The organism is Streptomyces sp. NPDC093071 (assembly GCF_044754545.1).
Lineage (GTDB): Bacteria > Actinomycetota > Actinomycetes > Streptomycetales > Streptomycetaceae > Streptomyces.
In genome coordinates this window covers 746,484-764,172 of record NZ_JBIVPH010000004.1, presented here as the reverse complement: position 1 = coordinate 764,172, position 17,689 = coordinate 746,484, and the positions used below count along the sequence as shown (strand labels likewise).

At 72.3% G+C, this 17,689-nt stretch carries 15 protein-coding genes; 3 read left to right on the top strand and 12 right to left on the bottom strand.

Annotation, left to right across the window (positions count from 1 at the left end; all coding sequences use genetic code 11):
* Positions 1–40: 40 nt before the first annotated feature.
* Positions 41–1,183: a phosphate ABC transporter substrate-binding protein PstS gene (gene pstS, locus ACIQD7_RS20660; protein WP_402443250.1), complete on the bottom strand. Its 1,143-nt coding sequence runs from the start codon at positions 1,181–1,183 to the stop codon at positions 41–43.
* Positions 1,184–1,461: 278 nt separating this feature from the next.
* On the opposite strand from pstS, the gene ACIQD7_RS20655 reads away from it, so the two are divergent.
* Positions 1,462–3,108, top strand: a complete 1,647-nt coding sequence (locus tag ACIQD7_RS20655; protein WP_402443248.1) for a recombinase family protein — start codon at positions 1,462–1,464, stop codon at positions 3,106–3,108.
* Here the strand turns inward: ACIQD7_RS20655 and ACIQD7_RS20650 are convergent.
* From ACIQD7_RS20650 to mshD, 7 genes are all read right to left on the bottom strand, one after another.
* Entirely contained in the window at positions 3,059–3,505 is a 447-nt protein-coding gene (locus ACIQD7_RS20650) for an NUDIX hydrolase (protein ID WP_121830840.1), read from the bottom strand. The genes ACIQD7_RS20655 and ACIQD7_RS20650 overlap by 50 nt on opposite strands.
* Entirely contained in the window at positions 3,502–4,485 is a 984-nt protein-coding gene (locus tag ACIQD7_RS20645) for a CHAD domain-containing protein (protein ID WP_402443246.1), read from the bottom strand. The genes ACIQD7_RS20650 and ACIQD7_RS20645 overlap by 4 nt, the downstream gene beginning before the upstream one ends.
* Positions 4,472–6,700, bottom strand: coding sequence for an RNA degradosome polyphosphate kinase (locus ACIQD7_RS20640; protein WP_402443244.1), 2,229 nt, complete (start codon positions 6,698–6,700; stop codon positions 4,472–4,474). Before ACIQD7_RS20640 ends, ACIQD7_RS20645 begins: the two co-directional genes overlap by 14 nt.
* Before the next feature lie 200 nt (positions 6,701–6,900).
* A complete protein-coding gene (locus ACIQD7_RS20635) occupies positions 6,901–7,884 on the bottom strand; it encodes an ABC transporter permease (RefSeq protein WP_402443242.1) in 984 nt (327 codons plus the stop codon).
* Positions 7,881–8,723, bottom strand: coding sequence for an ATP-binding cassette domain-containing protein (locus ACIQD7_RS20630; RefSeq protein WP_402443240.1), 843 nt, complete (start codon positions 8,721–8,723; stop codon positions 7,881–7,883). The genes ACIQD7_RS20635 and ACIQD7_RS20630 overlap by 4 nt, the downstream gene beginning before the upstream one ends.
* On the bottom strand, positions 8,720–9,109 hold the full coding sequence (locus ACIQD7_RS20625; RefSeq protein WP_121830860.1) for a GntR family transcriptional regulator: 390 nt from the start codon (positions 9,107–9,109) through the stop codon (positions 8,720–8,722). The genes ACIQD7_RS20630 and ACIQD7_RS20625 overlap by 4 nt, the downstream gene beginning before the upstream one ends.
* A gap of 111 nt (positions 9,110–9,220) precedes the next feature.
* Entirely contained in the window at positions 9,221–10,147 is a 927-nt protein-coding gene (gene mshD, locus ACIQD7_RS20620; protein WP_402443238.1) for a mycothiol synthase, read from the bottom strand.
* A 156-nt stretch (positions 10,148–10,303) separates the two neighbouring features.
* Between mshD and ACIQD7_RS20615 the strand changes: the two genes are divergently transcribed.
* Both ACIQD7_RS20615 and ACIQD7_RS20610 read left to right on the top strand, forming a co-directional pair.
* The gene (locus tag ACIQD7_RS20615) at positions 10,304–12,145 is read left to right on the top strand and encodes a bifunctional metallophosphatase/5'-nucleotidase (RefSeq protein WP_402443236.1); all 1,842 of its coding nucleotides are present in this window, start codon (positions 10,304–10,306) and stop codon (positions 12,143–12,145) included.
* A 107-nt stretch (positions 12,146–12,252) separates the two neighbouring features.
* On the top strand, positions 12,253–13,107 hold the full coding sequence (locus tag ACIQD7_RS20610) for a phosphatidylinositol-specific phospholipase C (protein ID WP_402443234.1): 855 nt from the start codon (positions 12,253–12,255) through the stop codon (positions 13,105–13,107).
* Here the strand turns inward: ACIQD7_RS20610 and ACIQD7_RS20605 are convergent.
* The 4 genes from ACIQD7_RS20605 to ACIQD7_RS20590 form a co-directional block, all read right to left on the bottom strand.
* The gene (locus tag ACIQD7_RS20605; protein ID WP_402443304.1) at positions 13,072–14,496 is read right to left on the bottom strand and encodes an ATP-binding protein; all 1,425 of its coding nucleotides are present in this window, start codon (positions 14,494–14,496) and stop codon (positions 13,072–13,074) included. The genes ACIQD7_RS20610 and ACIQD7_RS20605 overlap by 36 nt on opposite strands.
* Positions 14,497–14,585: 89 nt before the next feature.
* Positions 14,586–15,314 (bottom strand): response regulator transcription factor, encoded by a 729-nt coding sequence (locus ACIQD7_RS20600; protein ID WP_161372139.1) that lies wholly within the window; start codon positions 15,312–15,314, stop codon positions 14,586–14,588.
* A gap of 20 nt (positions 15,315–15,334) precedes the next feature.
* Positions 15,335–16,525: a S1C family serine protease gene (locus ACIQD7_RS20595; protein ID WP_402443233.1), complete on the bottom strand. Its 1,191-nt coding sequence runs from the start codon at positions 16,523–16,525 to the stop codon at positions 15,335–15,337.
* A 102-nt stretch (positions 16,526–16,627) separates the two neighbouring features.
* Positions 16,628–17,689, bottom strand: coding sequence for a LacI family DNA-binding transcriptional regulator (locus ACIQD7_RS20590; RefSeq protein ID WP_121828038.1), 1,062 nt, complete (start codon positions 17,687–17,689; stop codon positions 16,628–16,630).

Below are 17,689 nucleotides of genomic sequence, written 5' to 3'. Positions count from 1 at the left end.
GCTCCTCCACGGGAGGTGGGGGGCCGCCCCCGGCCGGGGGTCAGGACAGGGTGGGGACGATCGTGCGGACCTTGGCGGCGATCTCGGCCGGGAGCGGGGCGTAGCCGGCGTCGGTGAGGACCTTCTGGCCCTCCTCGCTCACGGTGTAGTTGAGGAAGGCCTTCAGGGTCGGCAGGGTCTCCGCCTTGTTGCCCTTGTCGCAGGCGATCTCGTACGTGACGAGGACGATCGGGTAGGCGCCCTCGGCCTTGGTGGCGTAGTCGAGGGAGAGGGCCAGGTCGCTGCCGGTGCCCTTGACCTTGGCGGCGGCGATGGCCTTGGAGGCGTTCTCCGAGGTGGCGGCGACCGGGGCGGCGGCGCCGGTGTTGATGCTGACCGTGGAGATCTTGTTCGCGGTGGCGTACGAGAGCTCGAAGTAGCCGATGGAGCCCTCGGCGTCCTTGACCGCGGTGGCGACGCCGGAGGAGCCGTTGGCGGCCTGGCCGCCCTGGGCGGGCCACGACTTCGACTTCGGGTCGTGCTTCCAGTCGGCCGCGGCGGCGGTCGAGAGGTACTTGCCCAGGTTCTGGGTGGTGCCCGACTCGTCGGAGCGGTGGAAGGCCTGGATGGTGGAGTCGGGGAGCTTGGCGCCCGGGTTCAGCTTGGCGATCGCCGGGTCGTTCCACTTGGTGATCTTGTTGTCGAAGATCTTGGCGATGGTGGAGGCGTCCAGGACCAGGTTGTCCACGCCCTCCAGCTTGTAGCCGATGGCGATGGGGCCGCCGACCATGGGCAGGTTGACGCCCTTGCCGGTCTTGCAGATCTTCTGGGACTCGGCGACCTCTTCCTCCTTCAGGGCGGAGTCGGAGCCCGCGAAGGCGACCTGGCCCTGGTTGAACTTGGTGATGCCGCCGCCGGAACCGATGGCCTGGTAGTTGATCTCGACGCCGGAGCAGGCGGCCTGGAAGTTCTTGACCCACAGGTCCATCGCGTTCTTCTGCGCGCTGGAGCCGGCCGCGAGGAGCTGGCCCTTGGCGCCCTCACAGGCGATGTTCGAGGCGGCGGCCGAGGTGCTGCCGCCGTCCTTCTTGTCCGGGGTCGCGGTGTTGTTGTCCGAGCCACACGCCGAGAGGACCAGGGCGCCGGAGACGACGAGGGCACCGATCGCGGAGGCGCGAAGCCCGTTCTTGCGCGAAAGCTTCACTTTCGGGTGTTCCTTCCAGGAGCCGCCTTGTCGCGGACCGAGTGTCCTGAACGTTCTACGGCGGCGTGTGTCGGTTTGGCGGGTGCTTCGCTGTGCTCCGAGCACCTCGTAAGGCCGAAATTAGGCAGAACAGGTGAAGCGGTCGACGGGGGAGGGTGAACGGGAAGTGAACCGTGCCGGAAGCCCGGGGGTGGGGCGCGGGCGGGCGACAGAGCCGACGCCGTGCCTTTTCGGTGCCACCGTTCGTTGCCGTACCGACTGCGGTGCAGGGGGACGAGATGCTCGACACACGCGATCCGGAGAGGCCGTCCAAGACGTTCTCCCGCTGTTTCATCGCTCCGGATCTCCGGAAATGGCTCGAAGGGGGCGGGACGGCGGCGGGATGGTTGCGCGGACGCGTGCCCTTGATCTCGTACGCCAGGATCTCGGCGGACAGGTGGGAGGGGGATTCCGTCGGCGTCGCCCGCCAGCACCGGAACAACACCAGAAGCGTGGAGGCTCTGGGGTGTGCCGTGGTCCTGCACTACGAGGACAACAACCTGACGGCGGCGAAGGAGACGGTCCCGCGTCCTGCGTTCCGGCGCATGTGCCAGGACATCGTCCACGGCCACGAGCGGGAGACGGGAATCCCCGTCCGGGGGTGCGTCGGCGTCGAACGCGAGAGGGTCTACCGCCTTCCCCGTGACTTCAACGCGTTCCGCGATGCCCTGACCCTGGCCGATGGCGGGATCTTCGTTGAAGGAGATGTGGTCCTGACCCTCACCGAGGACGACACCCCTCCGACGGATCGGGGCGAAGTGGACAGGACGCGTGAGCGTACGGCGAGGAGCCGTGCCGACCGCGCGGAGGAGGGGCGTGTCTGTGCGGGACCACGTCGGTTCGGCTGGCTGGGGGCTTCCTCGGATCCCCGCAGGACCGGCAACCGGTACCGCGACGAGCAGGAGTGGCCCCACCTGCTTTCCATAATCAAGGCGCGTGCGGCGGGAACGTCATGGCGGGGAATCGCCGCCGATCTGAACCGGCGGGGAATCCGGACGGCGAGGGGAGGCCGCTGGTCCGGGCAGGGAGTCAAGGGCCTGGTCTCCCATCCCGCCTGGTGGGGCGGCCGGATTCTCGACGGTGCCCTGGTGAGGGATTCCACGACCGGTGAACCGGTGATCGGGCGGTGGGAGCACGCCGACGAGACCCGGGCCGGGGTCGGGTACGGGACCTGGAACGGAATCATGGCCGGGGTGCGGGCAGGACGCGCGCGCCGAGGGCTGGGCGGGAGCGGCGAGGCGGCTCCGGTCGCTGCGGCTCCCCGGACGTATCTGTTCTCCGGCGTCCTTCGGTGCGGACGCCTCAACGACCTGGGAGAGGTCTGCCGCTCCAGGCTCCACGGGAACAGGGCGACCGGGAGGAACGCGAAGTACGGCGACTACTACCGGTGCGGAGACCCCAACTGCAGGGGCGTCGGGCGGCGGGTGGTCGCCGTGGACGCGCTCCTGGAAGGGCTCGTTCTGGATCGCCTCGACCCGCACGTCACGGACCGTGCGCCCGAGCCGGCTGCCTGGCGCGGCGAGGGGAAACTGGCCGAACTGCGGAGGTCACGGAACGGGATCGAGACGTCGGTCGTCGCGGGGGAGGCGGCGTGGGACGACGTCCGGGAGCTGCTGGTGAGGCTCGGGCGGAGCATCGAAAGCCTGGAGGAGGAGCGGCGGGAGCACAGGGAGGCGTGGAAGAGGGAGAACCTCCTGCGCGGGTGGAGCCGTGCCGCATGGGAATCCATGACAGTGGGCGAGAAGCGCGAGGTGATCGCAAGGGTGCTCACATCGGTTCTCGTCCTGCCCGTTCCGGACGGGGTCAGCGACAAGGCGTCCTTCGATCCGTCCCTGCTCAGGCCCGAGTGGAGCCGGGAGACGTTCTCCGGGCGCTCAGCTCCCTGAGGAGCATGTCGACCAACTCCTTGTCCCCGGGCTGCGTGAGACGGGCCCGTGCCGCGTCCGGAGCGAGCCACAGCAGACGGGTCACCTCGCTGTTCGCCTCGAACGTGCCGCCGGTGGCCTCGGCGGCCCAGTAGCGGACCTCCTTGGGGCGGCCCCGCACCTCGTAGTGCGCACTGCGCAGTTCGACGCTCGGGAGGCACGTCATGCCGGTCTCCTCCCGGACCTCTCGTATCGCCGCCTCCCGCGCCCCCTCTCCCCGTTTCAGCTTGCCCTTCGGGTGGGACCAGTCGGACCACTTCGGGCGGAAGACCAGCGCGACCTCGATCCCCCGCCCCGAGGGCGCCGGGCGCCACAGGACGCAGCCCGCCGCCAGGATCGGGTCCCGGGAGGCGGTCACGGGACCGGGGCCTTCGTCCTGCGCCAGGCGCGCTGGAAGGCGAAGCGGGCGGCCTCGACCTCGTGGCGCTGGTCGGCGTGGAGGACGCCGAGGGCGTAGGCCGTCGCCGGGGCGATCCGGGGGGTGCGGGCGGCGGTGGCGGCGGCCGACGCGGCCTCGGCGGCGTCGCGGTGCCGGTCCAGGGCGCGGGCCGCCTCGTACAGGACGGGGTCCGGCTCGCCCCCGGCGTACAGGGCCTCGGTGGCGTACCGGTGCAGCCGCAGCAGCAGCCGGGTCTGGTGCCAGGGCGCGTCCTGGGTCTCCCCGGCGGCCAGGGCGAGGGCGTCGGCGTTGTAGGGGTGGGCCGCCCGGGTCAGCGGGAGGGCGGCGACCGCGTCCAGGAGGCGTCTTTCGGCCACCCCGGCGGAGGCGTCCATGACCTCGGCGGCGGGCGCGGCGGAGGCGGGCCCGAGCGGGACCTCGGAGGCGAGGAGGGCGACGGCGTCCGCGACCGCGTGGAAGCGGGCGGAGCCGAGCGCCTGGAGGGCCGCCGAGTGGGCGCGCGTACGGGCCAGGGTGAGCTGGCGTTCCAGGAGGGCGCCGGCCCGGGCCGCGCCGACCGAGAGTCCGGCGGGCTCGCTGCCCCGGGCGGCGGGGACGGGCCCGCCGCCGCTCGACAGGCGGGACAGCGCGTCCACCAGGCGGACCAGGCGCGAGGTGCAGGCCTGCTCCACGGCCAGGGTGCCCGAGAGCCAGGCCAGCTCGGTGCGCAGCTCGTCGGCCCAGGCGGCGTCGAGCAGCGGCCGGAAGGTGTGGAGGGTGGCGCCGATCCGCCGGGCGGCGGCCCGCAGCGTGCGGGCCGCCTCCTCCGCCCCGGCGGTGTCGGAGCCGCTCTCGCCGTGCAGGCGCAGGCCGCGGAGGAAGTCCGCGGCCCGGGCATGGAGGTAGGGGGCCAGGACCTCGCCCGCCGTGACGTCCTGCGACTGGTCAGGATTGTGCACGCCTGCGCCTCCGCGCGTCGATGAGCATCTCCTGGACGTGCCGCAGGGGCCGTCCCTCGGGGTCGGTCGCGTGCCGCGTCCAGTTCCCGTCCGGGCCGAGGTGCCAGGAGGAGGTGGTGTCGGACATCCCGGTCTCCAGGAGCCGGGTGAGGGCCGCCCGGTGCCCCGGGTCGGAGACCCGTACGAGGGCCTCGATCCGGCGGTCCAGGTTGCGGTGCATCATGTCGGCGCTGCCGAACCACACCTCGGGCTCGCCGCCGTTGCAGAAGGCGAAGATCCGGGAGTGCTCCAGGAAGCGGCCGAGGATCGAGCGGACCCGGATGTTCTCGGAGAGCCCGGCGACCCCGGGCCGTACGGCGCAGATGCCGCGGACCCAGATGTCGACGGGGACGCCGGCCCGCGAGGCCTGGTAGCAGGCGTCGATGACGGCCTCGTCGACCATCGAGTTGACCTTGATCCGCACGTACGCGGGCCGGCCGGCGCGGTGGTGGGCGATCTCCTTGGTGATCCGGGAGACCAGGCCGTCCCGCAGCGACTTCGGGGCGGTGAGCAGGCGCCGGTAGGTCTCGCGGCGGGAGTAGCCGGAGAGCCGGTTGAACAGGTCGGAGAGGTCCGCGCCGACCTGCGGGTCGGCGGTGAGCAGGCCGAGGTCCTCGTAGAGCCGGGCGGTCTTGGGGTGGTAGTTGCCGGTGCCGACGTGCGAGTACCGGCGGAGCAGCTCGCCCTCCTGCCGCACGACGAGCGACAGCTTGCAGTGGGTCTTGAGGCCGACGAGGCCGTAGACGACGTGGCAGCCGGCCTCCTCCAGCTTGCGCGCCCACTTGATGTTGGCCTGCTCGTCGAAGCGGGCCTTGATCTCGACCAGGACGAGGACCTGCTTGCCGGACTCGGCGGCGTCGATGAGGGCGTCCACTATCGGGGAGTCGCCGGAGGTCCGGTACAGCGTCTGCTTGATCGCCAGGACGTCCGGGTCGGCCGCCGCCTGCTCCAGGAAGGCCTGGACGGAGGTGGAGAACGAGTCGTACGGGTGGTGCAGGAGCACGTCCCGCTCGCGCAGCGCGGCGAAGACGTCCGGCGCGGACGCGGACTCGACCTCGGCGAGGTCCCGGTGGGTGCCGGCGACGAACGTCGGGTACTTCAGCTCGGGCCGGTCCTGCCCGGCGATCCCGAAGAGGCCGGTGAGGTCGAGCGGGCCGGGCAGCGGGTAGACCTCGGCGTCGGAGACCTTCAGCTCGCGCACGAGCAGGTCGAGGACGTACGGGTCGATGGACTCCTCGACCTCCAGGCGGACCGGCGGGCCGAAGCGGCGCCGCATGAGCTCCTTCTCCAGGGCCTGGAGCAGGTTCTCGGCGTCGTCCTCCTCGACCTCCAGGTCCTCGTTCCTGGTCACCCGGAACATGTGGTGCGCGAGCACCTCCATGCCGGGGAACAGCTCCTCCAGGTGCGCGGCGATGACGTCCTCCAGGGGGACGTACCGCTGCGGGGAGGCCTCCAGGAAGCGGGAGAGCAGCGGGGGCACCTTCACGCGCGCGAAGTGGCGGTGGCCGCTGACCGGATTGCGTACGACCACGGCGAGGTTGAGCGAGAGCCCCGAGATGTACGGGAAGGGGTGGGCCGGGTCGACGGCCAGCGGGGTGAGGACGGGGAAGATCTGCTGGCGGAAGAGGGTGAAGAGCCGCGCCTGCTCCTTCTCCGTGAGCTCGGGCCAGCGGATCAGGTGGATGCCCTCGTCGGCCAGGGCCGGGGCCACGTCCTGCTGGTAGCAGGCGGCGTGCCGGGCCATGAGCTCGCGCGAGCGGGTCCAGATCAGGTCGAGGACCTCGCGGGGCTGGAGGCCGGAGGCGGAGCGGGTGGCGACGCCGGTGGCGATGCGGCGCTTGAGGCCGGCGACCCGGACCATGAAGAACTCGTCCAGGTTCGAGGCGAAGATCGCGAGGAAGTTCGCCCGTTCGAGGAGGGGGGTCGTGGGGTCCTCGGCGAGTTCGAGCACGCGCTCGTTGAACGCGAGCCAGCTGCGCTCCCGGTCCAGGAACCGTCCCTGGGGCAGTTCGGCGCCGAGCGCGCCGTCGCTCTCGTACGTGTCGGGATCGGTGTCCAGGCCGGAGTCGAGGTCGGTGGCCGTCTGCGGACGGTGCGCGGCTATGGAACCGAGGGGGGCGGAGGATGCGGAGGGCGCGGAGGGCTGGACCGGGACCTCGGCGGGCTGCTGGCTCATGACCCCATTCTTCCGCGCGGGGGACTTCTCAGGCGCGTCGGAGCGGGCCGCGGGGGAGGGAAGCCTCCCTTTGGGAAGGCCGGACACGGAGCGCTTCATTGCGTGAGCGTCGCAAGCGCTTCTGAATGGCCGGTAACGACGACATGTCGTACGGGAATCGGGGGCGGGGCCGTGCGCGGGCCCCGCCCGTCACTGTGCGTCTACGGGTGCCGGGCGCGCAGGACGCGGAAGGCGGCGTAGGCCGCGAGGGCGGCGAGGGCGAGGAGGATGCCGGCCTCGATGAGCTGGGTGGGCCAGAAGTGGGACTCGGGGTGGTAGTCGACGTACTGGGCGTTGACGCCGTGCCGGGTGAGGCAGGCCTCGTGCAGCTTCATCCCCCCGTCCTCCATGGCGTCGAGGCCGGGGGCCTCGTTCACCTCGTCCCAGCAGACCGACTCGTCGAAGCGGGCGCCGGAGGCGGTGAGCAGCCCCGTGTCCATCATGAAGCCGTTCTCCGGGGGCCAGAGCGCGGCGTCGCGCGCGCCCGTGACCGTCTTCACGGTCAGGAAGGACCAGCGGAGCGCGCCCAGGACGAGTGCGACCACGCCCATGACGAGGCCCGTGACCGCCATGGCGAGCAGGGTGCGGCGGACCAGTTGCCCGACGAGGGCGCCGACGGCGACCGCGGCGAGGACGTACGCGAGGAGGACGACGCCGCTCGCCTCGTACGGGCCCCGGTCGGACCAGTTGAGGTTCCAGGTGCCCGAGGTCCGGCCCCAGCCGATCCGGAAGACGGCCATGAGAACGAGGGTGGTCGCGAGCGCGGCGGCGGTCGCGGTGAGGAGCTTGGCGCGGAGCCAGGCCGCCGGGCTCACCGACTGGGTGAGGGAGAGTTTGTACGTCCCCGACTCGAACTCGCGGGCGACCAGCGGGCCCGCGACGAAGGCGCCCGCCAAGAGCGGCAGCAGGAGCATACCGACGGACAGCTGTTCCATACCGAAGCGGAGCATGTGGTAGCCGCTGTTGTTGTCGGCCGCGCGCTGGTAGCCGTCCTCCACGTACACGTCCGGGTACTGCAGGTCCCAGATCCGCAGCCCCCCGATCACCGCCAGCGCCGCGAGCACCAGCGCGCCCGCCAGCCACAGCGTCCGCCGGTACTGGCGGGCCGTCACCCAGTAAGGGCCCTTCAGGGTGGGGGTGCTCATGCCGGGGCTCCCTCGGAGGTGCGGAGGTGGGCGAGGAGGAGTTCCTCCAGGGAGGGTTCGGAGGTCTCCCAGGGGCCTTCGACCGGGCCCTCGCGGCGGATCAGGGCGGTGAGCTGGCGGCCCGTGGTGCGGGAGTCGACCACCGTGTGCGGGGCGAGGTCGGCGACCGGGCCGGTGAGCAGGGTGTGGGCGGCGAGGAGGTCCTCGACGGGGCCGTCGAGGCGGATCCGGCCGCCGTGGAGCAGGAGGAGGTGGTCGCAGGAGCCCTCCAGCTCGGTGAGGATGTGGGACGACATGACGACGGTGGTGCCGTGCTCGGCGGCGTCGGCCATGAGCAGGCCCATCAGCTGGTGCCGGGCGAGCGGGTCGAGGTCGGCCATCGGCTCGTCCAGGAGGAGCAGTTCGGGCCGCTTGCCGAGGGCGAGCGCGAGGGCGACGCGGGTGCGCTGGCCGCCGGAGAGGTGGTGCACGAGGGTGTCGGAGGAGAAGCCGCCGCCCTCGACGATCCGCTCGGCGAGGGCGGGGTCCCAGCGTCCGGGGTTGAGCTCGCGGCCCATGCGCAGGGTGTCGGCGACGCTGAGCCGGGGGTGGAGCGGCTTGTCCTGGGCGACGTACGCGAGGCGTTCGCGCCCCGGGCCCGCGAGGGTGCCCTCGGTGGGGCGAAGGAGTCCGGCGGCGAGGGTGAGGAGGGTGGACTTGCCGGCGCCGTTGGGGCCGACGAGGGCGCAGATCCGGCCTTCGGGGAGGGCGAAGTCGCACTCCCGCAGGGCCCAGCCGCCTCTGCGGCCTCCGTACTTCTTGCCCAGGAGGTCCGCCCTCAGGGCGGTGTCCTTGGTCATCGGTCGTCGTCCCCCTCGAAGTGTTCTTTCAGTACGGAGGTGAAGAGCGCGGCCACGTCGTCCCGTTCGAGCCCCGCGGCCCGTGCCCGGCGGGCCCAGTCGGCGAGTTCGCCGCGCAGCGGCGAGTCGGCGGGGCCGGTGCCGAGGGTGGCGCGGACGAAGGTGCCGAGGCCGCGGCGGGCCTCGACGAGGCCTTCGCGTTCGAGCTCGCGGTAGGCCTTGAGCACCGTGTTGGGGTTGATGGCCGTCGCCTCGACGACCTCGCGCGCGGTGGGCAGTCGGTCGCCGGGCTCCAGGAGGCCCATCCGGAGGGCCTGTTTCGTCTGCTGGACGATCTGGAGGTAGGTGGCGACGCCACTGCGCCGGTCGATGCGGTACTCGACCACGATCCCTTCCACCACCCTTTCACTAATCAAGTAGTGAAAGGGTGGTGGAAAGAAGGGGGCGGTGTCAACCGCCCCCTGGGAAGACGTACTTACGGCTCCGTGCGTACGGGGCTACGACTCCGTGCGGTACATCAGGTCCACCTCGTGCGTGGTGAAGCCCAGCCCCTCGTACACCCGCACCGCCGTCGAGTTGTCCCCGTCCACGTACAGCATCGCCGTCGGCAGCCCCTGCGCCGCCAGGTGCCGCAGGCCGATCGCGGTGAGCGCCTTGCCGAGGCCGCCGCCCTGGGCCTCGGGCAGGATGCCGACCACGTACACCTCGCCGAGCTGCTCCTCGGCGTGCGTCTTCGTCCAGTGGAAGCCGACGAGACGTCCGTCCCGCTCCGCGAGGAAGAAGCCCTTCGGGTCGAACCACGGCTCGGCGGCGCGGTCGTCCAGGTCCCGCTGGGTGAGCGAGCCCTGCTCGGGGTGGTGGGCGAAGGCGGCGGCGTTGACGGCGAGCCAGGCCGCGTCGTCCTGCCCGGGGACGAAGGTGCGGACGGTGACGCCCTCGGGCAGCACCGGCTCCGGGAGGTCGAGCGGCACCAGGGACCGCCGCAGCTGGCGCAGTTCGCGGAAGAGGGTCAGGCCGAGGACCTGGGCCAGGTGCCGGGCGGCCGGCTTGCCGCCGTGCGCCCAGACGCGCAGCCGCTTGCCGGAGGCGTCGAGCAGGGCCGTGCCGAGCGCCCGGCCGTGTCCGCGCCCGCGCCGGTCGGGGTGGACGACCAGCTCGGCGGCCGGGGCCTCGATCGGGTCGGTCTCCTCCAGCTGGGCGTAGCCGTAGAGCCGGGGGCCGACGGTCAGCAGGAAGTGCCGCACGCCCTCGCGGCGGCCGTTGCGCAGGTAGAGCCGCCCCTGTTCGGACACGGCGTGCATCCCGTCGGCCCGGTCGGCGGCCTCCAGGAGCTCCCCTACGTCCTGGACCTGCCCGGGGGTGAGCTCGTCGTAGGTGTGGATCTGCCGTCCGGGTTCGAGGGCCGGTGCCGCGTCGGAAGTCATGGCACGAGCCTACGGCGGCCCGCCGCCGCCCGGTGGAAAGCGGGCGGCAACCGTCTTGTAATCCGCACCCCCCTGTTGCGCTACGCGCGTTGACCCTAGGCTGCACCGGCATACGGGAAGTGCGTCCCGTAGAGGCGCAAGGGGAACAGAGGACAGATGGCAGCGACACCGAGGAAGAGCAGGACGGCGCGACGGATCCTCGCCGCGGGGGCCGGACTCGTGACGGTCGGGGCGCTGGTCGCCGCGATGCCGTCGGCCGGCGCGGCCGGTGACCGGTTCGGCGGTGGGCACGGTCACGGGCACGGACACGGCAAGGGGCAGGGCCGTCTGGTCGACGTCCAGTTGCTCTCCTTCAACGACCTGCACGGCAACCTTGAGCCGCCGACCGGCTCGTCGGGCCGGCTCACCCACCTGAACGAGGACGGCACCACCCGGACCATCGAGGGCGTCGGCGGCGTCGAGTACCTCGCCACGCACCTGCGGCAGGCCCGCAAGGGCAACCCGTACTCCGTCACCGCCGCGGCGGGCGACATGATCGGCGCCTCGCCGCTGGTCTCCGGGCTCTTCCACGACGAGCCGACCGTCGAGGCGCTGAACAAGCTGAAGCTCGACGTGACCTCGGTCGGCAACCACGAGTTCGACGAGGGCGCGCGCGAGCTGGCCCGGATGCAGAACGGCGGCTGTCACCCGACCGAGGGCTGTTTCGAGAAGGGCAAGAGGTTCAAGGGCGCCGACTTCCCCTACCTCGCGGCCAACGTGACGAACGAGAAGAGCGGCAAGCCGCTGCTCGACCCGTACTTCGTCTGGGAGCGCAACGGCGTCAGGATCGGCTTCATCGGCGTCACCCTCGAAGGCACGGCGAACATCGTGTCCGCCGAGGGCATCAAGGGCCTGAAGTTCGGCGACGAGGTCGAGACGATCAACAAGTACGCCAAGGTGCTGGAGCGCAAGGGCGTGAAGTCGATCGTCGCCCTGCTCCACGAGGGCGGCCTGCCCGCCTCGGGCGCGTACAACTACGACTGCGACAGCCCGGGTCCCGGCAACGGCATCTCCGGTCCGATCGTCGACATCGCCAAGAACGTCAGCCCGCAGGTCGACGCCCTGGTCACCGGCCACACCCACCAGGCGTACGCGTGCACGATCCCGGACCCGGCGGGCAAGCCGCGCACGGTCACCTCGGCGGCCTCCTTCGGCCGGCTCTACACCGACACGACGCTGACCTACGACCGGCGCACGAACGACATCGTCCGCACGGCCGTCGCCTCCGCGAACCACGTCGTCACCCGTGACGTGAAGCCGGCCGAGGACATGACCAGGCTGATCGACCGGTGGAAGACCCTGGCCGCGCCGATCGCCAACCGTCCCGTCGGCCACGTCGCCGCCGACATCGAGAACCCCCTCGACCCCCAGGTCTACGAGAAGCCGCTGGGCGACCTGATCGCGGACGCGCAGCTGGAGGGCATGGCCCCGGCCGACAAGGGCGGCGCCCAGCTCGCCCTGATGAACCCGGGCGGCATCCGCGCGCCCCTGACCCACAAGGCGTCCGGCGCCGAGGGCGACGGGGTCGTGACCTACGGCGAGGCGTACACCGTCCAGCCGTTCACCAACATGATGACGGCGGTCGACCTGACCGGCGCCCAGCTCGTCACCGCGCTCCAGCAGCAGGTCAGCGGCGCGAACCTGGCGTCCCCGAAGATCCTCCAGGTGTCGAAGGGCTTCACGTACACCCTGGACATGACGAAGGCCGGCGCCGACCGGATCGTGGTCTCCTCGGTGCGGCTGAACGGCGAGCCGATCGACCCGGCGAAGACCTACCGGGTCGCGATGAACGAGTTCCTGTCCGGCGGCGGCGACGGCTTCGCCGTCCTGAAGGACCACAAGAACAAGCTGGTCGGCGCCTCCGACCTGGACATGTTCACCGCCTACCTGACGGCCCACTCCTCGGCCTCCGCACCGCTCCCGGTGCCGGCCGCGAACCGCATCACCGTCATCAAGTAACCCTCCGGGAAGGGGCGGCGGACCGTTTCGGCGGGCCGCCGCCCCTTCGCTTCTCCCCGTGCCGCACCCTGGCGGTGTTTGAAGTGAACCTGTCATAGTGCGGTGCCATGGAGCGACGACGATTCCTCGTGGGGGCCGCGGCCGCCGGTGCCGCCCTGCTCGTCGGGGCGCCCCCCGCCTCGGCCGTGGACGTGCGGGCGTGGATGGCCGGGCACGGGGACGGGACCGCGCTGAACCGGCTCACCATCCCCGGCACGCACGACTCCGGCGCCCGGTTCGGCGGGCCCTGGAGCGAGTGCCAGAACACCACGATCGCCCAGCAGCTGGACAGCGGCATCCGCTTCCTGGACGTGCGGTGCCGGGTGACCGGGGGGTCGTTCGCGATCCACCACGGGGCCTCGTACCAGAACGCGATGTTCGGCGACGTGCTGATCGCCTGCCGGGACTTCCTCGCCGCCCACCCCTCCGAGACCGTCCTCATGCGGGTCAAGCAGGAGTACTCCGAGGAGTCCGACGCCACCTTCCGGGCCGTCTTCGACGACTACCTCGACCACCGGGGCTGGCGCCCCCTCTTCCGGATCGGCGACCGGCTGCCGCTCCTCGGCGAGGCGCGCGGGAAGGTCGTCCTCATCGCCGACAACGGCGGACTGCCCGGCCTGAAGTGGTGGGACGGGTCCCAGATCGCCCTCCAGGACGACTGGAACGCCCTGCCCGACGCCAAGTACCCCAAGATCCAGGCCCACTTCCGGGCCGCCGTCGCCCAGCCGGGGCGGCTCTACGTCAACTTCGTCAGCACCTCCGCGTACCTCCCGCCCCGCTGGAACTCCGACCGGCTCAACCCCCGCGTCCACGGCTTCCTCGACAGTGCCGAGCTGGCCGGCCGGACCGGGCTCGGGATCGTCCCCCTGGACTTCCCGAACACCCGGTCAGGCCTGGTCGAGGCCCTCCTCCGGCACAACTGACGCACCGGAGGCCCCGTCCGGCGGCGGTGTCGGCGCTCCCGGCAGCCGCACCGTCGCCACCGTCCCGCCGCCCTCCGCCGGGGCCAGCGCCACCGTGCCGCCCGCCTGCCGGACCGTACGGTCCACGATCGACAGGCCCAGGCCCGAGCCCGGCAGGCTGCGGGCCGACGGCGAGCGCCAGAAGCGGTCGAAGACATGCGGCAGCTCGTCCGCCGGGATGCCCGGACCGTGGTCCCGGACCGTCAGCTCGCCCCGCATCAGGGTCACCTCGACCGTCCCCCGGGGCGGCGAGAACTTCACCGCGTTGTCCAGGACGTTCACCAGGGCCCGTTCGAGCGCCGCCGCCTCCGCCCGTACGTACCAGGGCGCCAGGTCCGTCACGAAGGTCAGCTCCGGGCCGCGCAGCCGCGCCCGGTCCAGGGCCGTCCGCAGCACCGTGTGCAGCGGCACCACCCCGAGGGGACCCGACCGCCCCGCGTCCGGCCTGGCCAGCTCCTGGAGGTCCCCGATCAGCGACGCCAGCTCCGTCATCTGCGCCTTCACCGAGGCCATCAGGGCCCGCCGGTCCTCCGGCGGGATCGCCCGGCCCGTCTCCTCGCTCCGCGCGAGGAGTTCCACGTTCGTGCGCAGCGAGGTCAGCGGCGTCCGCAGCTCGTGCCCCGCGTCCGCGATCAGCCGCGCCTGGAGGTCCCGGGAGGTCGCGAGCGCCGCCGTCATCGCGTTGAACGAGCGCGACAGACGGGCGATCTCGTCCTCGCCCTCCACCGGGATGCGGACCGTCAGGTCCTCGGTCGCCGCCACGTGCTCCACGGCCCCGGTCAGCCGGTTCACCGGCTCCAGACCGGTCCGCGCCACCCACAGCCCCGCCGCGCCCGCACCGACGACCCCGACCCCGGAGACCAGGAGCAGCACCCAGCGCAGCGTCGACATCGAGTTGTCGATCTCGGCGAGCGGCCGGGCGAGGGAGACCGCGAGGCCGGGCGTCCTCTCCTGCGGATAGGTGTAGACGCGCATCTCGCGGCCGGAGGCGTCCTTCACCGTGTGCAGGACGTCCTCCAGGCGCCCCTGCGCCACCGCGAGGTCGGCGCTCCCGACGGGAATCGCGGCCTCCCCCGAGGTGCACACGCTCCCGTCGGCGAGGATCACCTGCACCGTGTACGAGCCCGCCACCGACGGCGGCGCGGTGCCCTGGCGGCAGAACGACAGGATGTTCTGCGCCCCGCCCGGATCGAGCCGGGTCGAGCGCAGCGCGGAGTCCAGCTCGGACTCCAGCTGCTCCCGCGTCACGAACCAGCAGGCCAGCGACACCCCCGCCACCGCGAGCGCCACCGCGACGGCGGTGAGCAGGGCGAGCCGGGAGCGCAGCGGCCGGGAACGGAACCAGGCCAGGGGGCGGAAGCGGCGGCCGGGCGGGGCGGCGGGCGCGGGCGGGCCCGCCGGTTCGTGCGGGCCGGCGGGCGGGTGCGGAGGAACCGTCGTCACTCCCCGCCCCCTCCGCGCAGCGCGTACCCCACGCCCCGCACCGTGTGGACCAGGCGCGGCTCGCCGCCCGCCTCCGTCTTGCGCCGCAGGTACATCACGTACACGTCGAGCGAGTTCGAGCTCGGCTCGAAGTCGAAGCCCCACACCGCCTTGAGGATCTGCTCGCGGGTCAGCACCTGGCGCGGGTGCGCCAGGAACATCTCCAGGAGGGTGAACTCGGTCCGCGTCAGCTCCACGGGCCGCCCGCCCCGGGTCACCTCGCGGGTGGCGAGGTTCATCCGCAGGTCCTCGAAGGACAGCACGTCCTCCCCGGCCGGGGCGCCGGCCGTCGCCGCCGCGTACGAGCTGCGGCGCAGCAGGGCCCGGATGCGGGCGAACAGCTCGTCCAGCTCGAAGGGCTTCACCAGGTAGTCGTCCGCACCCGCGTCGAGCCCGGTGACCCGGTCGCCGACGGTGTCGCGGGCGGTGAGCATCAGGATCGGCACGGTCGAGCCGGACGCCCGGATGCGGCGGGCCGCCGTCAGGCCGTCCATGCGGGGCATCTGCACGTCGAGGACGACGAGGTCGGGGGCGTACGACTCCATGGCGGCGAGCGCGTCCAGACCGTCGACGGCGTCCCGCGTCCCGTACCCCTCGAAGGCGAGGCTGCGGCGCAGGGCCTCCCGGACGGCGGGCTCGTCGTCGACGATGAGGATGCGTTCGGCTTCGTTCTGCTGTCCCGTCATGGGGGCAGCGTCCCATGCGTTCAGTTGTCGCCGCCCGAGCGGAGTCCGTCCAGGTCGGCCTTGACCGTGTCGATCGGGATCGCGAATCCGAGGCCGACGCTCCCGGCCGCGGAACCGTTCGAAGAACTGGGCGAATACATGGCCGAATTGATTCCGATGATCTCGCCGTTCATATTGATCAGCGCGCCGCCGGAATTCCCCGGATTGAGCGAGGCGTCGGTCTGGAGCGCCTTGTACGTGGTCTTCGACGAGCCCGTGTCGCCGTTGAACTGCTGTCCGCCGAACTCGAACGGCCACCCCTGCCGGGGGTCGTACTGCTGCCGGCCCTGACCCTGGCCCTGGTCCTGTCCCTGGTCCTCGTCCTTGGCGACGGTCACGTCCCGGTCGAGGGCGGAGACGATGCCGCTGGTGACGGTCCCGGTCAGGCCCTCGGGGGAGCCGATCGCCACGACCTCGTCGCCGACCTTCACGTCCTTGGAGTTCCCGAGCGAGGCGGCCTTCAGGCCGGAGGCGCCCTTCAGCTTGATCAGCGCCAGGTCCTTGTCGGGGTCCGTGCCCACGACCTCGGCCGGGTAGGTCTTGCCGTCGTCCAGCCGCACGGTGATCTCCGAGGCGCCGGAGATCACGTGGTTGTTGGTGACGATCTCGCCGTCGGAGGTGATGATCACGCCCGAGCCGGTCGACTTGCCGGAGTTCGACGCGGCGGAGATCTCCACGATCGAGGGGGAGACGGCCTCGGCGACCCCGGCGACCGTGCCCGCGCCGCGCGCCGCCACGTTCGTCCCCGCCACGGGGGCGGAGGCGGAGGTCGTCGCCGGGTCGGCGGCGAGCCGCTGGACCAGCGTCGCCGTGCCGCCGCCGATCGCGGCGGCCGCGATGGCCACGGCCGCCATGAGCCCGACCCCGCGCTTCGCACGGCGGCGGGGGCCCGGGACGGGGCCGGGGAAGGCGGCGGGGGCCGGGTCCGCCGGTGGCGGGACGTGCCCGCTGTTCCCGCTGTTCCCGCTGTGTCCGCCGTGCCCGCTGTTCCCGCCGGACGGCCAGATCGTGGTGCCGTGCTCGGTGGTGAACGGCTCGGCGGCGGAGGGCTGGGCGGCGGAGGGCTGGGCGGTGATCGGCTCCGTGAACGGCCCGTACGGCGGTCGGGCCGGCTCGTACGGCGGCCTCGGCGGGTAGTACGGCTGCTGCGGCTGCTCCTGGTGATCCGTCATGGGAAGACTCTCGGAGCCGTACATGAGAGCCGTCTGAGGACCGGCTGAGAAGCCCGACAGAACCCCGTATGCCCGATGTAAAGAGCGCGGGGGTACGGGGGCTCAGCGCAGGGTCGAGTCCGGCGACAGGTCCGGGCCGCCGCCGTCGCAGCCGCAGGAGCGGCGCACGATCAGGGCCGACGGGAAGAGCCGCACCCGCTCGCGGCGCGAGCCCGCGACCCGCAGCGAGTCGTCGAGGACCAGGTCCACCGCCGCCCGGGCCATCGCCGGGCGGTCCGAGTACACCGTGGTCAGCGGCGGGTCGGTGAGCGCCGCCTCCTTCACGTCGTCGAAGCCCGCGACCGCCAGCTCGGTCGGCACCTCGATCCGCAGCTCGCGCGCCGCCCGCAGCACGCCGAAGGCCTGGTCGTCGGTGGAGCAGAAGATGGCCGGCGGCCTGTCCGGGCCCGCCAGCAGCTTGAGGGCCACCTGATAGGCGTCGTAGCGGTTGTACGGGGCCTCGAAGAGCCGGCCCTCGGTGGAGCGGCCCGCCTCGACCATGGCCCGCCGCCAGCCCTCGACGTGGTCGGCGACCGGGTCGCCCACGGCCGGGGTGTTCGGGACGCCGCCGAGGCACGCCACGTACGGGTGGCCGTGCTCCAGGAGGTGCCGGGTGACGAGCTGGGCGCCGCCGATGTCGTCGGTGACGACGGCCACGTCGTCGATCGCCTCGGGCCGCTCGTGCAGCAGCACCACGCGCGCGTCCCAGGCCTCGATCTCGCTCGCGGCCTGCTCGCTCATGCCCTGGCTGACCAGGATCAGACCGGAGACCCGCATCCCGAGGAAGGCGCGCAGGTAGTGGATCTCGCGCTCGGTCCGGTAGTCGGAGTTCCCGACCAGGACCATCTTGCCGCGCTCGGCGGCGGCCTGCTCGACCGCGTGCGCCATCTCCGCGAAGAACGGCTGGCGCGCGTCCGGGACGATCATGCCTATGAGGTCGGTGCGCCGGGACGCCATCGCCTGGGCCACCCGGTCGGGGCGGTAGCCCAGCTCCTTGATGGCGGCGAGGACACGCTCGCGCGTGGCCGGGGCGACCGGCCTGGGTCCGTTGTTGATGACGTAGCTCACGACCGCGGTCGAAGTACCCGCCAGTCGAGCTACGTCATCCCGCGTCACCTTGGCCAC

What these genes read in the sequence shown, in the direction of transcription:
- ACIQD7_RS20600 (WP_161372139.1), bottom strand. Translation starts at nt 15,314, where the DNA reads ATGACGGGACAGCAGAACGAAGCCGAACGCATCCTCATCGTCGACGAC.
- ACIQD7_RS20610 (WP_402443234.1), top strand. Translation starts at nt 12,253, where the DNA reads ATGGAGCGACGACGATTCCTCGTGGGGGCCGCGGCCGCCGGTGCCGCC.
- ACIQD7_RS20635 (WP_402443242.1), bottom strand. Translation starts at nt 7,884, where the DNA reads ATGAGCACCCCCACCCTGAAGGGCCCTTACTGGGTGACGGCCCGCCAG.
- ACIQD7_RS20655 (WP_402443248.1), top strand. Translation starts at nt 1,462, where the DNA reads ATGCTCGACACACGCGATCCGGAGAGGCCGTCCAAGACGTTCTCCCGC.
- mshD (WP_402443238.1), bottom strand. Translation starts at nt 10,147, where the DNA reads ATGACTTCCGACGCGGCACCGGCCCTCGAACCCGGACGGCAGATCCAC.
- ACIQD7_RS20615 (WP_402443236.1), top strand. Translation starts at nt 10,304, where the DNA reads ATGGCAGCGACACCGAGGAAGAGCAGGACGGCGCGACGGATCCTCGCC.
- ACIQD7_RS20640 (WP_402443244.1), bottom strand. Translation starts at nt 6,700, where the DNA reads ATGAGCCAGCAGCCCGCCGAGGTCCCGGTCCAGCCCTCCGCGCCCTCC.
- ACIQD7_RS20630 (WP_402443240.1), bottom strand. Translation starts at nt 8,723, where the DNA reads ATGACCAAGGACACCGCCCTGAGGGCGGACCTCCTGGGCAAGAAGTAC.
- ACIQD7_RS20595 (WP_402443233.1), bottom strand. Translation starts at nt 16,525, where the DNA reads ATGACGGATCACCAGGAGCAGCCGCAGCAGCCGTACTACCCGCCGAGG.